Origin of the sequence: Collinsella aerofaciens (assembly GCF_039758815.1) — a bacterium.
GTDB lineage: Bacteria > Actinomycetota > Coriobacteriia > Coriobacteriales > Coriobacteriaceae > Collinsella > Collinsella aerofaciens_BP.
Genome location: NZ_JBDMSK010000006.1, coordinates 36,397 through 52,409, shown reverse-complemented (window position 1 = coordinate 52,409; position 16,013 = coordinate 36,397). Strand labels below are relative to the sequence as shown.

At 60.5% G+C, this 16,013-nt stretch carries 11 protein-coding genes; 10 read left to right on the top strand and 1 reads right to left on the bottom strand.

Annotated elements, in window-relative coordinates; translation table 11 throughout:
- Positions 1–223: 223 nt before the first annotated feature.
- The 8 genes from rpoB (at position 224) to rpsJ (ending at position 13,695) form a co-directional block, all read left to right on the top strand.
- Positions 224–3,715 carry a DNA-directed RNA polymerase subunit beta gene (rpoB, locus tag ABHT90_RS04715; protein ID WP_199410622.1) on the top strand — a complete coding sequence of 1,164 codons (3,492 nt, stop codon included), beginning with the start codon at positions 224–226 and terminating at the stop codon, positions 3,713–3,715.
- Between the two features lie 6 nt (positions 3,716–3,721).
- Positions 3,722–8,200, top strand: coding sequence for a DNA-directed RNA polymerase subunit beta' (locus ABHT90_RS04710; protein ID WP_346981781.1), 4,479 nt, complete (start codon positions 3,722–3,724; stop codon positions 8,198–8,200).
- A 199-nt stretch (positions 8,201–8,399) separates the two neighbouring features.
- Entirely contained in the window at positions 8,400–8,918 is a 519-nt protein-coding gene (locus tag ABHT90_RS04705; protein ID WP_192924365.1) for an RNA polymerase sigma factor, read from the top strand.
- On the top strand, positions 8,869–9,945 hold the full coding sequence (locus tag ABHT90_RS04700) for a DUF4179 domain-containing protein (protein ID WP_346981780.1): 1,077 nt from the start codon (positions 8,869–8,871) through the stop codon (positions 9,943–9,945). The genes ABHT90_RS04705 and ABHT90_RS04700 overlap by 50 nt, the downstream gene beginning before the upstream one ends.
- A 336-nt stretch (positions 9,946–10,281) precedes the next feature.
- Complete coding sequence (gene rpsL / locus ABHT90_RS04695; protein WP_006235012.1) at positions 10,282–10,659, top strand: 30S ribosomal protein S12; 378 nt, start codon at positions 10,282–10,284, stop codon at positions 10,657–10,659.
- A gap of 73 nt (positions 10,660–10,732) precedes the next feature.
- Entirely contained in the window at positions 10,733–11,206 is a 474-nt protein-coding gene (gene rpsG / locus ABHT90_RS04690) for a 30S ribosomal protein S7 (protein ID WP_006235013.1), read from the top strand.
- 20 nt (positions 11,207–11,226) lie between these two features.
- Positions 11,227–13,326 (top strand): elongation factor G, encoded by a 2,100-nt coding sequence (gene fusA, locus ABHT90_RS04685; protein ID WP_316367013.1) that lies wholly within the window; start codon positions 11,227–11,229, stop codon positions 13,324–13,326.
- A 60-nt stretch (positions 13,327–13,386) separates the two neighbouring features.
- Complete coding sequence (gene rpsJ / locus ABHT90_RS04680; RefSeq protein ID WP_022094184.1) at positions 13,387–13,695, top strand: 30S ribosomal protein S10; 309 nt, start codon at positions 13,387–13,389, stop codon at positions 13,693–13,695.
- Between the two features lie 115 nt (positions 13,696–13,810).
- Here rpsJ and ABHT90_RS04675 read toward each other — a convergent pair whose 3' ends face one another.
- The gene (locus tag ABHT90_RS04675; protein WP_346981779.1) at positions 13,811–14,587 is read right to left on the bottom strand and encodes a biotin--[acetyl-CoA-carboxylase] ligase; all 777 of its coding nucleotides are present in this window, start codon (positions 14,585–14,587) and stop codon (positions 13,811–13,813) included.
- 176 nt (positions 14,588–14,763) lie between these two features.
- On the opposite strand from ABHT90_RS04675, the gene ABHT90_RS04670 reads away from it, so the two are divergent.
- Both ABHT90_RS04670 and ABHT90_RS04665 read left to right on the top strand, forming a co-directional pair.
- A complete protein-coding gene (locus ABHT90_RS04670) occupies positions 14,764–15,723 on the top strand; it encodes a 3-oxoacyl-ACP synthase III family protein (RefSeq protein WP_346981778.1) in 960 nt (319 codons plus the stop codon).
- A gap of 52 nt (positions 15,724–15,775) precedes the next feature.
- Positions 15,776–16,012 carry an acyl carrier protein gene (locus tag ABHT90_RS04665; protein WP_117639573.1) on the top strand — a complete coding sequence of 79 codons (237 nt, stop codon included), beginning with the start codon at positions 15,776–15,778 and terminating at the stop codon, positions 16,010–16,012.
- Position 16,013: the final 1 nt, after the last annotated feature.

The window sequence follows — 16,013 nt, the reverse complement described above, 5'->3', positions numbered from 1 at the left end:
GATTGCCGGCTCTCTGTTCACAGAAAATATATGAACAGATGTTCGGTATACCACTATCTACCTGCGTGTTTTCTGTCGAAAAACTTTGCTACTCCAAAAACTCAATCGCGTCAAGGCTTTTCTTGCCCAACGGTCGGTACCTGATAAACTATTAGGTTGCGATAACTGGCGAAGCTATGCCTCGCCAACCCACCGAGCATTTCCGTGAAGGAGGAAAAACCTGGTGACCTACGCATACACTGCCACTGAGCGCAAGCGCGTCAGCTTCGGGAAAATCCCGGAGGCCATGGAGCTCCCCAACCTTATCTCTGTTCAAAGGGAATCCTTTGAGCGTTTTAAGGACGAGGGCCTTCGTGAGGCGTTCAAGGAATCCAGCCCCATCCAGAGCCAGAACCATGTTCTCGAGGTTACCTTCGGCGAGCATCAGTTCGGCGACCCCGCGCACACCGTCGAGGAGTGCCGCGAGAAGGACATGACCTATCAGGCCCCGCTTCTGACCGACGTCCGTCTCACCAACAAGGAGACCGGCGAGATCAAGGAGCAGCTCGTCTTTATGGGCGACTTCCCTATGATGACCGATCAGGGCACCTTCATCATCAACGGTACCGAGCGTATCGTCGTCTCGCAGCTCGTCCGTTCCCCGGGTGTGTACTACAGCTCCGAGATGGATTCGGGCAAGCAGATCTACAAGGCCCAGATCATCCCGTCCCGCGGTGCCTGGCTTGAGTTTGAGGTCGACAAGCGCGACCAGCTCATGGTCTCCATCGACCGTAAGCGCAAGCAGAGCGCCACGATGTTCCTGCGCGCCCTTGGCATTGCCGTCACCAACGACGACATCATCGAGCTGCTCGGCAACTCCGATGTGATCAAGCGCACCCTGGAGCGCGACACCGCCCTCACCCGCGAGGATGCCCTTATCGAGATCTACCGTCGCCTGCGCCCGGGCGAGCCTCCCACCGTGGACGCTTCCCGCAGCCTGCTCGAGGGTCTGCTCTTCAACCCGCAGCGCTACGACCTGGCCCGCGTCGGTCGTTACAAGGTCAACAAGAAGCTCAACCTCACCACCGAGGAAGAGGTCACGGTGCTCACCGACGAGGATATCGTCGCGACGCTGCGCTACCTCCTGTCCCTCGCTGCCGGCGAGCAGGGCTTCAAGGTCGACGACATCGACCACTTTGGCAACCGCCGCATCCGTACCGTCGGCGAGCTCGTCGCCAACCAGTTCCGTATCGGCATGAGCCGTATGGAGCGCGTCGTCCGTGAGCGCATGAGCTCCCAGGACATCGACGAGATCACCCCGCAGTCGCTCATCAACATCCGCCCGATCGTGGCCTCCATCAAGGAGTTCTTCGGTTCCTCGCAGCTCTCGCAGTTCATGGACCAGGCGAACCCCCTGACCGGTCTGACCCACAAGCGCCGTCTGTCCGCACTCGGCCCTGGCGGTCTTGCCGGCCACAAGTCCGGCTCCAGCCGCCGCACCAACGTGCCGACGGCCGTCCGCGACGTTCACAACTCGCACTACAGCCGCATGTGCCCGATCGAGACCCCCGAAGGCCCCAACATCGGCCTGATCGGCTCGCTCGCCCTCTACGCCCGCGTCAACGAGTACGGCTTCATCGAGGCTCCGTTCCGCCGCGTCGAGAACGGCGTTGCCACCGACCAGATCGACTGGATGACCGCTGACGAGGAAGAGAAGCACGTCATCGCGCCGGCCAACACGCCGCTCGATCCCAAGACCAACGAGTTCATCACGACCGATGCCGAGGGCAAGCTTGTCCGCCCGCACACCGTGATCGCCCGTACCCGCGACTTCGACGGCTCCTTCGGCGCTCCCGCCGACGTGCCTGTCGAGGACGTCGACTACATGGACGTCTCGCCGCGTCAGATGCTCTCCGTCGCAGCCACGCTGATCCCGTTCCTCGAGCACGACGACGCCAAGCGTACGCTGATGGGCGCTAACATGCAGCGCCAGGCCGTGCCGCTGGTTCACCCCGCCGCTCCCTATGTCGGTACCGGCATGGAGCGTCGCGCCGCCCTGGACTCCGGCGAGGTCACCCTGGCCAAGAACGCCGGCGAGGTCATCTTTGCCGACGCCGCCAAGATCATCGTCAAGCATGCCGGCGGCATGGACGAGTATCACCTGGCCAAGTACCAGCGCTCCAACCAGTCCACCTGCATCAACCACCGTCCGCTCGTGCGCGTCGGTGACACCGTTGAGCAGGGCGAGCCTCTGGCCGACGGTCCTTCGACCGATCACGGCGAGCTCGCACTGGGCCAGAACCTCACCGTGGCATACATGCCGTGGGAAGGCTTCAACTACGAGGACGGTATCGTCGTGTCCGAGCGCCTGGTGGCCGAGGACCTGCTGACGACCATCAATATCACCCGTCACGAGATCGACGCCCGCGACACCAAGCTCGGCCCCGAGGAGATCACCCGCGAGATTCCGAACCTCTCTGAGGACATGCTTGCCAACCTCGACGAGGACGGCATCATCCGCATCGGCGCCGAGGTCGGCCCTGGCGACATCCTGGTCGGCAAGGTCACGCCTAAGGGCGAGAGTGCTCTGACCGCCGAGGAGCGCCTGCTGCGCGCCATCTTCGGTGCAAAGGCCCACGACGTCCGCGACACCTCCCTTAAGATGCCTCATGGCGCTTACGGCCGCGTCATCGACGTTGTCCGCTTTAGCCGCGAGAACGGCGATGATCTGGCCCCCGGTGTCAACGAGCAGGTGCGCGTCTACGTCGCCCAGCGTCGTAAGATCCAGCAGGGCGATAAGATCGCCGGCCGCCACGGCAACAAGGGTGTTATCTGTAACGTTCTGCCGGTCGAGGACATGCCCTACATGGCTGACGGTACCCCGATCGACGTTATCCTCAACCCGCTGGGCGTTCCTTCGCGTATGAACGTCGGCCAGCTGCTCGAGTGCCACCTTGGCTGGGCTGCTGCCTGCGGTTGGGATACCGAGCAGGCCGACTCCGACAAGTACGTCCCCGGTCCGTTCTTCACCGCGACGCCCGTCTTCGACGGCGCCAAGGAGGACGAGATCGCCGAGGTCATCCGTCGTGCCAACAAGAACATGCTCAACAAGGCCACCGCTGCGTTTGGCGATCACATGCGCCCCGAGTTCGTCACCCAGCTTGACGAGCGCGGCAAGACCCGCCTGTTCGACGGCCGCACCGGCGAGGAGTTCCGCGAGCCCATTACCGTGGGTACGTCCTACATCCTCAAGCTCGGCCACATGGTCGACGACAAGATCCACGCCCGTTCGACCGGCCCTTACAGCCTGGTTACCCAGCAGCCTCTGGGCGGCAAGGCTCAGTTCGGCGGCCAGCGCTTCGGCGAGATGGAAGTTTGGGCACTGTACGCTTACGGTGCTTCCAACGTCCTGCAGGAGATCCTGACCGTCAAGTCCGACGATACCGTGGGCCGCGTCAAGACCTACGAGTCCATCGTCAAGGGCGAGAACGTTCCTGTCCCGGGTATCCCCGAGTCCTTCAAGGTTCTCGTCAAGGAGATTCGCTCCCTCGCACTGGACATCGAGCCCATGCACGATGCCGACGAGGACGCCTCCGCCCCTGTGACCGCCGAGGAGACCTCCGCTCTCGACGACCTGGCAGCGCTCGCCGGCGTTGACGCCGACGTCGAGGCCGAGGATGCCGAGACCGCCGAGGCACCCGAGGCTGTCGCCGCCACGACCACTGATAAGGAGTAGTTGACTGTGGCAGATTTCGAAGCTACTGATTTTGACTCGGTAAAGATCTCCCTTGCCTCCGCCGACCAGATCCGTTCCTGGTCGCACGGTGAGGTCAAGAAGCCGGAGACCATCAATTACCGTACCCTCAAGCCCGAGAAGGACGGCCTGTTCTGCGAGAAGATCTTCGGTCCCGCCAAGGACTGGGAGTGCTCCTGCGGCAAGTACAAGGGCATCCGCTTTAAGGGCATCGTCTGCGAGCGCTGCGGCGTCGAGGTCACCTCGGCCAAGGTGCGTCGCGACCGCATGGGCCACATCGAGCTCGCCGCTCCCGTGTCCCACATCTGGTACTTCAAGAGCCCCACGAGCTTCCCGATGAGCCGTATGCTCGACATCAAGTCCAAGGACCTCGAGAAGGTTCTGTACTTTGCCAGCTACATCATCACCGAGGTCGACTACGAGGCTCGCGAGGCCGACGCTGACGACCTGCGCGAGGAGCTCGCCGCCGATCTGGAAGAGATCGATGCCGAGTGCGCCCGCCAGATCGAGTCCCTCAAGGAGCAGGGCAACCCCGAGAACTTCGACGAGTTCTCCGACGAGGAGCCGCTGACCCCCGAGGAGATCGCCTCTGGCATCGTCGACATCGAGGAAGAGTGCAAGGACGAGAAGCAACTCCGCACGGACGCCTTCAACGCCTTCATGAAGCTCAGCGAGCGCGACCTCATTTCCGATGAGCCGCTGTTCCGCGAGATGACCCGCTACTACTCCATGTACTTCAAGGGTGGCATGGGTGCCGAGGCCGTCCGCGACCTGCTCGCTGCCATCGACCTCCCCTCCGAGGCCGAGAAGCTCAAGGCCATCATCGCCGACGAGGACTCCCAGAAGCAGAAGCGCGAGAAGGCCGTTAAGCGCCTCGAGGTCGTTGACGCCTTCCTGAAGGGCGGCAACAGCCCCGCGAACATGATCCTGGACGTCATCCCGGTCATTCCGCCCGATCTGCGCCCGATGGTCCAGCTCGACGGCGGCCGCTTTGCCGCGTCCGACCTCAACGACCTGTATCGTCGCGTGATCAACCGTAACAACCGACTCAAGCGCCTGCTCGACCTGGACGCCCCTGCGATCATCGTGAACAACGAGAAGCGCATGCTCCAGGAGTCCGTGGACGCCCTGTTCGACAACGGACGTCGTGGTCGCCCGGTCTCTGGCCGTGGCGGTCGCCCGCTCAAGTCGCTCGCCGAGGCCCTCAAGGGCAAGCAGGGTCGCTTCCGTCAGAACCTGCTGGGCAAGCGTGTCGACTACTCCGGCCGTTCGGTTATCGTTACCGACCCCAAGCTGCTGCTGCACCAGTGCGGTCTGCCCAAGACCATGGCGCTGGAGCTCTTCAAGCCCTTCGTCATGAAGCGCCTGGTCGAGCTTGGCAAGGTCGAGAACATCAAGGGCGCCAAGCGCGCTATCGACCGCGGTGCCACCTTTGTGTGGGATATCCTCGAAGAGGTCATCGACGGCCGCGTCGTGCTGCTCAACCGTGCACCGACCCTGCACCGTCTGTCCATCCAGGCCTTTGAGCCGGTGCTGGTCGAGGGCAAGGCTATCCACCTGCACCCGCTGGTCTGCTCGCCCTTCAACGCCGACTTCGACGGCGACCAGATGTCTGTCCACGTGCCGCTGTCCAGCCAGGCTCAGGCCGAGGCCCGCGTGCTCATGCTCTCTGCGAACAACCTGCGCTCGCCGGCATCCGGCAAGCCGGTCAACATCCCTTCGCAGGACATGATCATCGGTGTGTACTACCTCACCCAGGTTCGCGAGGGTCTGCCGGGCGAGAACCACGTGTTCTCGAGCTTCGACGACGCGCTGCACGCCTATGACTGCCGCTCCGAGGTCGACATGCAGGCCAAGATCCAGGTCCGCGTGTCCGCTGCCGATGCCAACGTCATCAACGAGGACGGCACCCGTATCTTCCGCGTCAAGAACGGCAAGAACGAGTTTGTCGACTACGACGTCACCGGCAACAAGACCGCGCGCTTCGAGACCTCTATCGGCCGCATCATCTTCAACCGCCAGTGCCTGCCCGAAGACTATGAGTTCATGAACTACAAGATGGTCAAGGGCGACGTGGCCAAGCTGGTTGCGGACTGCTGCGATCGTTACCCCGAGGCCAAGGTCGGCCCGATCCTCGACGCCATCAAGTACTCCGGCTTCCACTACGCTACCCGCGCCGGCCTCACCATCTCGGTGTGGGACGCTCTCATCCCTGCCGAGAAGCAGGAGCTGCTCGACCGTGCCCAGGCCAACGTCGACCAGATCAACGAGTACTTCGAGGAGGGCTTCATCAACGAGACGGAGCGCCACATCGAAGTCGTTAACGAGTGGACCGCTTGTACCGATAAGGTTGCAGCGCTCATGCTCGACATGTTCGACGAGGAGAACCCGCTCTACATGATGGCCGACTCCGGCGCCCGTGGTTCTAAGACCCAGCTGCGTCAGCTCGGCGGCATGCGTGGCCTGATGGCGGACATGTCCGGCGAGACGATCGACCTTCCCATTAAGGCGAACTTCCGCGAGGGCCTGCTGCCGCTCGAGTACTTCATTTCGACCTACGGCGCCCGTAAGGGCCTGGTCGATACCGCATCCCACACCTCGGACTCTGGTTACCTGACCCGTCGTCTGGTCGACGTGGCCCAGGATGTCATCGTCCGCGAGGAGGACTGCGGTACGCACGAGGGCGTCACCTACAACCTCATCATCCCCGGCACCACCGACCTCAACACCGACCTCGTCGGCCGTTGCTTCATTGAGGACGTCATGGCTCCCGATGGCACCGTGCTCTTTGAGCAGGACGGCTACATCGAGAAGGTCGCCGACATCCAGAAGATGGTCGATGCGGGCCTCAAGAAGGTCAAGCTTCGCGCGCTGCTCACCTGCCGCTCCAAGTACGGCGTGTGCCAGAAGTGCTACGGCTGGGATCTTTCCACCCGTCGTCCGGTCGCCATCGGTACTGCCGTCGGCATTATTGCCGCCCAGTCCATCGGCGAGCCCGGTACGCAGCTTACGATGCGTACCATTCACTCCGGCGGCGTCGCTGGCGTCGACGATATTACGCAGGGTCTGCCTACGGTCAGCCGTATGTTCGATATCGTCGGCAACGTCAACGAGAAGATTCTGGGTCGCGAGGCCGAGCTGGCTCCGTACTCCGGTCACCTCTCGATTAAGCCCGAGAAGTCCGAGTACGTGCTGACGCTCACCGACTCCGAGGATCACACCCGTGTCCTCGACGAGCGTCGCGTTCCCGCTTCGGTGCGCTTCATGCCCGAGATCGAGGACGGCTGCGAGGTTCGCGCCGGCGACCAGATCACCAAGGGCTTCGTCAACTTCCGCAACCTGCGCAAGCTGACCGACATCGAGTCGACGATGCACACCTTCGTCGAGAGCGTCAAGGACGTCTACACCAGCCAGGGCGTCGACCTGAACGACAAGCACATCGAGGTGCTCGCACGTCAGATGCTGCGTCGCGTTCAGATCACCAACCCCGGCGACTCCAAGTACCTGCTTGGTCAGTACGTCGACCGCTACGAGTTCGCCGACGAGGTCGAGCGCGTTGCCCGTCTGGGCGGTCAGGCTCCCGTGGCCGAGCCCGTCATCCTGGGTACGCTCAAGGTCGCGTCCAACATCGACTCCTGGCTGTCGAGCGCTTCGTTCATCCGTACTGCCGGCGTCCTTACCGAGGCTGCCATTGAGGGCAAGGTCGACCACCTGCTCGACCTTAAGTCCAACGTCATCGTCGGTAAGAAGATCCCGGCTGGTACCGGCCTCAAGCCGTACGCTAACGCCAAGCTGACGTATCGTACGGCCGACGGCTACGTGGACATCGACGGCCCGGCTTCGCCCAACGCCAAGTCGCTGCCCGAGTGGGCTCCTGTGGAGCTCAAGGACCTGGACGAGCAGCTCCCGCAGCAGCTCGACTGGGCCGGCTACGACGAGTTCGGTGGTGCTGACGGTTCGTTCACCCGCAACGGCCACACCATCTCCGCCGAGAAGGCTCGCCTGTACCTGTTCGACGACCTGGGCGTGTCGCAGCGCTGGACCAACAAGTTCAGCGAGGTCGGCATCGAGACGGTCGGCGACCTGGTCGGCAAGTCCGAGGAGGATCTGCTGCGCATCGATGGCATCGGTGCCAAGGCGATCGAGGAGCTCCGTGACGGTCTGGAGGCCCACGACCTGCTCTACATCCTCGAGAACAACGACGACGTTGCCGACGAGGAAGACCTCTCGCAGCTGCTGCAGATGGTCTTTAGCCCCGACGGTCCGGACGACATCCTGCTGGGCACCTCCGCTGCGCCGACGCATCACGCCGACGCCGACGAGGAGCTCCTGGGCGCCCCGATCGACGACAAGAAGGCTCCCGCCAACGGCGCGATCAACGAGGACATGGCTTCCCTCGACGAGCTGCTCAACCAGCTCGTGGACACCGACGACGCCGAAGAGGCCAAGGACAACGACGAGGAGTAATTTCCTAGAACGTTAACCGTCCTTCCAAAGACCCGCTTCTCAACAGGGGAGCGGGTCTTTTTTGTTGAAAAAACCTGCCAATAAGGGACAGGTTTTTTTGGTAGGTTTTTCCTGCTTGAATTTGAAACATTCCGTTCGGTCAAAGCGTATCTATGGTGAGGGCCTCATCAAGAATCATTAACGTCACCGGGAGGTGATTATGGAAGAACAGGCATTTAGACAGGCGGTCGAAGATCACCGGGATGTCGTGTTTCGGATCGCATTGACGTACCTGCGCGATTGTGCCGACGCCGACGATGTTGCCCAGGATGTCTTTCTTAAGCTGCTTAAAAGCGATGGACATTTTGAGAGTTGGGAGCATCTTCGCCGCTGGCTTATCCGGGTCACGATCAATGAATGTAAATCGCTCTTTCGAAAGCCATGGAGGCGCGTGGAGGATATTGAGAACTTGGCCGATTCGCTTTCGGCGGCGCAGGATGAGACCAAGGCGGTCCTGTCAGACGTTATGCGACTTCCGGAGCGATTCCGCGTCCCCATCGTGCTCTATTACTATCTGGGCTTTTCGACCTCAGAGATTGCCGAGTTACTGCATGTGCCAGCCGCGACCGTTCGAACGCGTTTAGCTCGCGGTCGATCGAAGCTCAAATTCATCCTAGAGGAGGGCGACCGTGAAATCCAATCAAATCAAGCAGGCCTTCGAGTCCATCCAAGCCGATAGCGATCTTGCCGATCGCGTTCTTAATGCAGCTGAAGGCGAGCCGCTTCGCAAAAGGGGTCATGCTAAGCCCCTCTATGTTGCGGTTATCGGGTGTCTTGTCGGAGTGTTGGCGACCGGAGGGGTCGCCTACGCCGTTATCAATTCCAGCTATTTTGCCTCAGCCTGGGGAAACCACGGCAACGGGGATTCCATTACCTGGACAAACGGCGGCTCATCGGGGACTAAATATACCTACACCAGAGAGTTTGGTGATGGCATCGCGCCCCAAAGCCTGGAGGGTGCAGTCCAGGAGGTTAATCTGTCCGTCGAGGGCAACGGCTATACGCTCGATATCCATGAGATGGCAATCGACCAAAACGGCTGCGGTGCTGTGACGTTTACGCTATCCAATCCAAATGGTGTTAACTACTACAAGCCGGCAGCAGAGACTGGCGAACTTGTTCTCTATGGTGAAGAAGAACGAGGCATCGGCACGCCCGACATGAACTTCGGCGAGGAATGGGCTGACACACGCTGCACCATTGATAAGGACACATCAAGCGATACTGTCATTAATGGCACGATGTACTTTGCCTCTATGGATCGCGAGCGAGGTTTTCAGCATGCGGTCACCTGGAATATCTCGTGGACCGAGGGCGAAGGCGAGGATGCGAAGCCGTTCGAGGCATCGACGCCCGAGTTTAGCGTTGGAGCGTACGTCGATACAAAGGAACTCCGCTCCGATGACTCGCCTCTCGAGATCAGCCCGTTTTCTATCCAGACACACATCGATGATTTGGGCATTGACGCAGTCACGAAGAAGTTAACGGTTACCTACAAGGATGGATCGGAGCAGATTATCGAAGATGACGACGCAGGGGCGTTCAACTTATATTTTTCTTATACGCGCAATAGCGGAGAGAACATCTGGGTGCCAACGAAGTTGATTGATGTCGACCAAGTGGTCTCAGTAACCCTTGAGGGCACGAGATACACATCAGCAGGAGAGACCGAAACAGAAGTACCCTTTGCCATCGTCTATTCGTAAGATTTGGGGCCGCTTCCTACTAGGGGAAGCGGCCTCTTTTGCGGTAAATGGGCGGTTAAAGCGAGCGGTATTCGTCTGAATTTCGGAAGTATGCGGCAAAATCTTGATAGGCCGCCCGGGCCGGGGATCCACCACCGCGCACAGGAGGGGATTCCATTTGTGTAGGCTTTGCGGAAATATGCTTATTTTAGGATACGCCCGGCGGCGTGGTCTGTTGACGGCACAGCTAACGCCACGTATCCTATCGAACTGCGTGTTTCGTAGGGGGATGCTGACCCCTCGATTCAAGCCGTTGCACTTTACAGAAAGCTGGAATCATTCGAGAAGGAGTACGCTTTGCCTACTATTAACCAGCTGGTTCGCCAGGGCCGTCGTTCCGTGCCCAAGAAGTCCAAGAACGCTGCTCTGCAGCACAACTCCCAGAAGCGCGGCGTGTGCACCCGCGTCTTCACCACGAGCCCCAAGAAGCCGAACTCGGCTCTTCGTAAGGTTGCCCGTGTTCGCCTCGTCAACGGCATCGAAGTTACTGCTTACATCCCGGGTGAGGGCCACAACCTGCAGGAGCACTCTATCGTGCTCGTCCGCGGCGGTCGTGTCCGTGACCTCCCTGGTGTCCGTTATCACGTCATCCGTGGCGCCTACGACGCTGCTCCGGTCCAGAACCGTATGCAGGCCCGTTCCAAGTACGGTGCTAAGCGCCCTAAGGCTAAATAAGCCAGATAACGTTTTGATACTTTCGCCGTGTGCCGCCTAAGCGCCGCACGGTAGACACTTAAGGAGATTTCACATGCCGCGTCGTGCAGCAGCTAATCGTCGTGAGGTTCAGCCTGACGCCGTTTACAACAACCGCCTGGTGACTCAGCTCATCAACAAGGTCCTTCTTGACGGCAAGAAGGCCACCGCTGAGCGCATCGTTTACACCGCTTTCGAGATCGTTGCCGAGAAGTCCGAGGGTGGCGACGCTCTCGCTACCTTCAAGAAGGCTATGGACAACGTCAAGCCCACGCTCGAGGTTAAGCCCAAGCGTGTCGGTGGCGCTACCTATCAGGTCCCGATGGAGGTCAACTCCCGTCGTTCCACCGCTCTGGGTATCCGCTGGATCGTCAACTTCTCCCGCGCTCGCAAGGAGAAGACCATGGCCGAGCGTCTCGCCAACGAGATCCTCGACGCTTCCAACGGCCTGGGCGCTTCCGTCAAGAAGCGTGAGGACGTCTTCAAGATGGCCGAGGCCAACCGCGCGTTCTCTCACTATCGTTGGTAAGTTTAAGGTAAGGAACTAACATGGCTAAGCCTAAGTACAAGCTTTCCGATACCCGTAACATCGGCATCATGGCCCACATCGATGCCGGTAAGACCACCACGACCGAGCGTATTCTTTACTACACCGGTAAGACCCACAAGATCGGTGAGGTCCATGAGGGCGCTGCCACCATGGACTGGATGGTTCAGGAGCAGGAGCGCGGCGTAACCATTACCTCCGCTGCTACCACGTGCTTCTGGAAGAAGGACGGTACCGACTACCGCATCCAGATCATCGACACCCCGGGCCACGTTGACTTCACCGCCGAGGTCGAGCGCTGCCTGCGCGTCCTCGATGGCGCTGTCGCCGTCTTCGACGCCGTTGCCGGCGTTCAGCCCCAGTCTGAGACCGTTTGGCGTCAGGCTTCTACCTTCAACGTCCCCCGCATCGCCTTCATCAACAAGTATGACCGCGTGGGCGCTGACTTCTTCAACGCTATCGAGACCATGAAGGATCGTCTCGACGCTAACGCCGTGGCCGCTCAGGTCCCGATGGGTGCCGAGGACAACTTCTGGGGCGTCATCGACCTGGTCACCATGACTGCATGGGACTTCAAGGCCGACGACAAGGGCATGACCTACCCCGAGCCGATGGACGAGATCCCGGCTGAGTTTGCTGACATCGCTGCCACCAAGCGCGAGGAGCTCCTTGACGCTGCTGCCAGCTTTGACGACGAGCTCATGGAGAAGATCCTCATGGAGGAGGACTTCACCGTCGAGGAGCTCAAGGCTGCTCTGCGCAAGGGCGTTCTGGCCAACGAGCTCAACCTCGTCTTCGTGGGCTCCGCCTACAAGAACAAGGGCGTTCAGGAGCTGCTCGACGCTGTCGTCGACTACCTGCCCAGCCCGCTCGACGTCGAGGCCGTCACCGGTACCGATCCGGACACCGGCGAGGAGATCCAGCGTCATCCTTCCTTCGACGAGCCCTTCTCCGGCCTGGTCTTCAAGATCATGACCGACCCGTTCGTCGGTAAGCTCACCTACGTCCGCGTTTACTCCGGTCGCGCCGAGTCCGGCTCCTACGTGGTCAACGCTTCCAACGGTCAGCGTGAGCGCCTCGGCCGCATCCTCGAGATGAACGCCGCCGAGCGTATCGACCGTGACGACGCCGCTGCCGGCGACATCGTCGCTTGCGTCGGCTTCAAGAACTCCACCACCGGTGACACCCTGTGCGCCGAGGGCAAGGAGATCGTCCTCGAGAAGATCGAGTTCGCCAAGCCCGTTATCGACGTTGCCATCGAGCCCAAGACCAAGGCCGAGCAGGACAAGATGTCCCTGGCTCTGACCAAGCTCGCCGAGGAGGACCCGACCTTCCAGGTGTCCACCAACCACGAGACCGGCCAGACCATCATCGCCGGCATGGGCGAGCTGCACCTCGAGATCATCGTCGACCGTCTGCTCCGCGAGTTCAAGGTTGACGCTAACGTTGGTAAGCCCCAGGTTGCCTACCGCGAGACCGCTGGTCACGACGTCGAGAAGGCTGAGGGCAAGTTCGTCCGTCAGTCCGGCGGTCGCGGTCAGTACGGCCACGCCGTCATCAAGCTCGAGAAGATGGAGGAGGGCTTCGGCTACGAGTTCGTCAACGCTATCGTCGGCGGCGTCGTGCCCAAGGAGTACATCCCGTCCATCGACAAGGGCATCCAGGAGGCCCTGAACACCGGTGTTATCGCCGGCTTCCCGGTCCTCGACGTTAAGGTCACCCTGTTCGACGGTTCTTACCACGAGGTCGACTCCTCCGAGGCCGCCTTCAAGATCGCCGGTTCCATGGCTATCAAGGACGCCCTCAAGAAGTCCGATCCGCAGCTGCTCGAGCCGATCATGGCTGTCGAGGTCGAGACCCCCGAGCAGTACATGGGCGACGTTATGGGCAACCTCTCCGGTCGCCGCGGCAAGATCGAGGGCATGGAGGATCGCAAGAACAGCAAGCTCATCCGTGCCAAGGTGCCGCTGGGCGAGATGTTCGGTTACGCTACCGACCTTCGCTCCCAGACCCAGGGCCGTGCATCCTACACGATGCAGTTCGACTCTTATGAGCCGGCGCCCAAGTCCATCGTGGACGAGGTCATGAGCAAGAACGCCTAAGTTCGAGCTCCCTGTTACGTAATCCGCGAGAACATCTCTCGCACTCTTTGGAGGTTTAAGTTGGCTACCCAGAAGATCCGCATTCGCCTCAAGGGCTATGATCACGAGGTCGTCGATCAGTCCGCGAAGCTCATCGTTGAGACCGCTCAGAAGACCGGCGCTCGCGTTTCCGGTCCTGTCCCCCTGCCCACCGAGCGCAACCTGTACACGGTTATCCGCTCGCCGCACGTGAACAAGGACTCCCGTGAGCAGTTCGAGATGCGCACCCACAAGCGCCTCATCGACATCCTCGACCCCACCTCGGGCACCGTTGATTCGCTCATGCGTCTCGACCTTCCCGCTGGCGTCGACATCGACATCAAGCTCTAAGCGATATCGCTCATAGCTTACAGAGCCCCGCTACCATTACGGTAGCGGGGCTCTTTTGTTTTGAATGATGGTTTGGACTGCCGGGTATTGCTGCCGAGTAGGTGGCTGCGGCGCCCTATTCGCTCAAGGGGCGCAGCGATGCCTCCTCAAAATGGAAGGATCGCACGCCGCCTTCCGTTTCGATACACGCGCGACCAAAGGCATCGACGGTTTTAAAGATGCCGCGTGCCAGCTCGTCACCGGCAGGGGAACGGGCGATAATGTGCTCCCCAATCCAATTGAGGTGAACGACATATTCGCCGTGGACGGGCGCGAGTGGTCCGGCGTTATCTTCCATGGCGTGGAGACGCTCTGCCCACGCGTTCACAGCGTTTACGACGGTGTGATAGACCTCCTTGAGTAACACATCGACGGCGGGAACGTTCTCGTTGAGATCCGAGAGACCGATTGCCGGCAGGCCGCCATCGGGAACCTCCGAGGGCACATAGTTCACATTGACGCCAATGCCGCAGACGGCGAAAGGTTTGCCGTCGTTATCGCGTGCGGCCTCGACCAGAATGCCGCCGAGCTTGCGCCCTCGCGCGACCAGATCGTTGGGCCATTTGAGGTCAATCTCGTTTGCAAGGCCCTGCATTTCGAGCGCCTCGAGCACCGCTAGGCCGCTGACGGCGGCAAGACCAGAGTACTTTGCAGGATTAACGCATGGGCGCAGAACAATCGAAAGCAATAGGTTGCCGGCGGTTGAATCCCACTTGTGGCCGCGCCGGCCGCGTCCTGCTGTCTGAGCCCGGGCGGCAAGTCCTGTGCCGTGCGGCGCTCCCTGTTTTCCTGCTTCGAGCAGGTCATCGTTGGTCGATCCGGTTACGTTGACCACCGTTAAACGAGAATCCATAACAGCTGCTACCTCCTAAGGTAATAAGGCAATCGCGTAATGGTGTCGAGAGATAGACACAATGTGAAGCCTTTGTCGCATTTGAACAATTTAATGTTAACACGTCAACAACGACTGAAATGCGTTATCCTCTCTTGGTCGATGTAAACACGTCAACAACTCAAAGGAGGTTAGTGATGGGTTTCACGATTCTTGGAACAGGCTCGGCGCTTCCTAAGCGCAGTGTTTCCAATGACGAGCTGTCTGAGTTCCTCGATACCTCGGATGAGTGGATTTTTACCCGCACAGGTATCAAGGGCCGCCACGTCTGCTCCACCGAGTCACTTGACGACCTTGCCGTAGCGGCGAGCGAGCGGGCACTCCAGGTGTCCGGAATCGACGCGAGCCAGCTGGATCTGATCGTCTGCTCGACGACAACGGGTGACCATCTCGTTCCCGCCGAGGCATGTGCCGTTGCCGAGCGTCTGGGCGCGACGTGCCCTGCCTTCGATGTCTCGGCGGCCTGCGCCGGCTTCGTATTTGCGCTCGATGTCGCCGAGGGCTATATCGCCCGAGGACGAGCCAAGCATGTGCTTGTCGTTGCTGCCGAGCAGATGACGCGCGCGCTTGACTGGACAGATCGCGCCACGTGCGTGCTCTTTGGTGACGGCGCGGGTGCTGCAGTGATAGAAGCTGGGGGAGACAGCCCCCTTGCCGTCGAGCTTTCGACGGCGCCCGACGTCGAGACGTTGCGCGTTCCCGGTCTGATCGGCACCTCGCCGTTTAAGGACTCCGCAGATAGTGAGAGCGTGCTGTCCATGAAAGGCCGCCGCGTGTTCAAGTTCGGCGTCAGCGCCATCTGCGACACGGTCCATAAGCTTGCGATCGATGCGGGCATTTCGGTCGAAGACATCGATCATTTTGTATTCCATCAGGCTAACGAACGAATCCTGAGTCAGGCGGTCAAGCGCCTCGGCGTGCCAGACGAGCGCGTGGTTCGAACGCTGCGCGAGACCGGCAACATTTCGAGCGCCTGCATTCCCTTTGCGCTTGACCGGCTGGCACGTACCGACGCACTGACTGCGGGCGACACCATCGCCCTCGTTGGATTTGGCGCCGGTTTGGATATAGGTGGCTATTTACTTCGCTGGAAGTAGTCGCACATAGGAAATAAAAACGCCCCTAGGGCACAAACAAAGGAGAACTACCATGGCAGATCAGAAGACCTTCGAGCGCGTTTGCGACGTTATCCGCGAGACCGCTGGCCTTGACGACGTCGAGATGAAGCCCGAGTCCACGCTCGAGGAGATTGGCCTCGACAGCCTGGGCACCGTCGAGATCCTCGTCGCCGTCGAGGACGAGTTTGGCATCGAGCTCGATACCGAGGAGAACCCCAAGACGGTCGGCGAGTTCGCCGATACGGTCGAGGCGGCATTGGAGAAGTAGA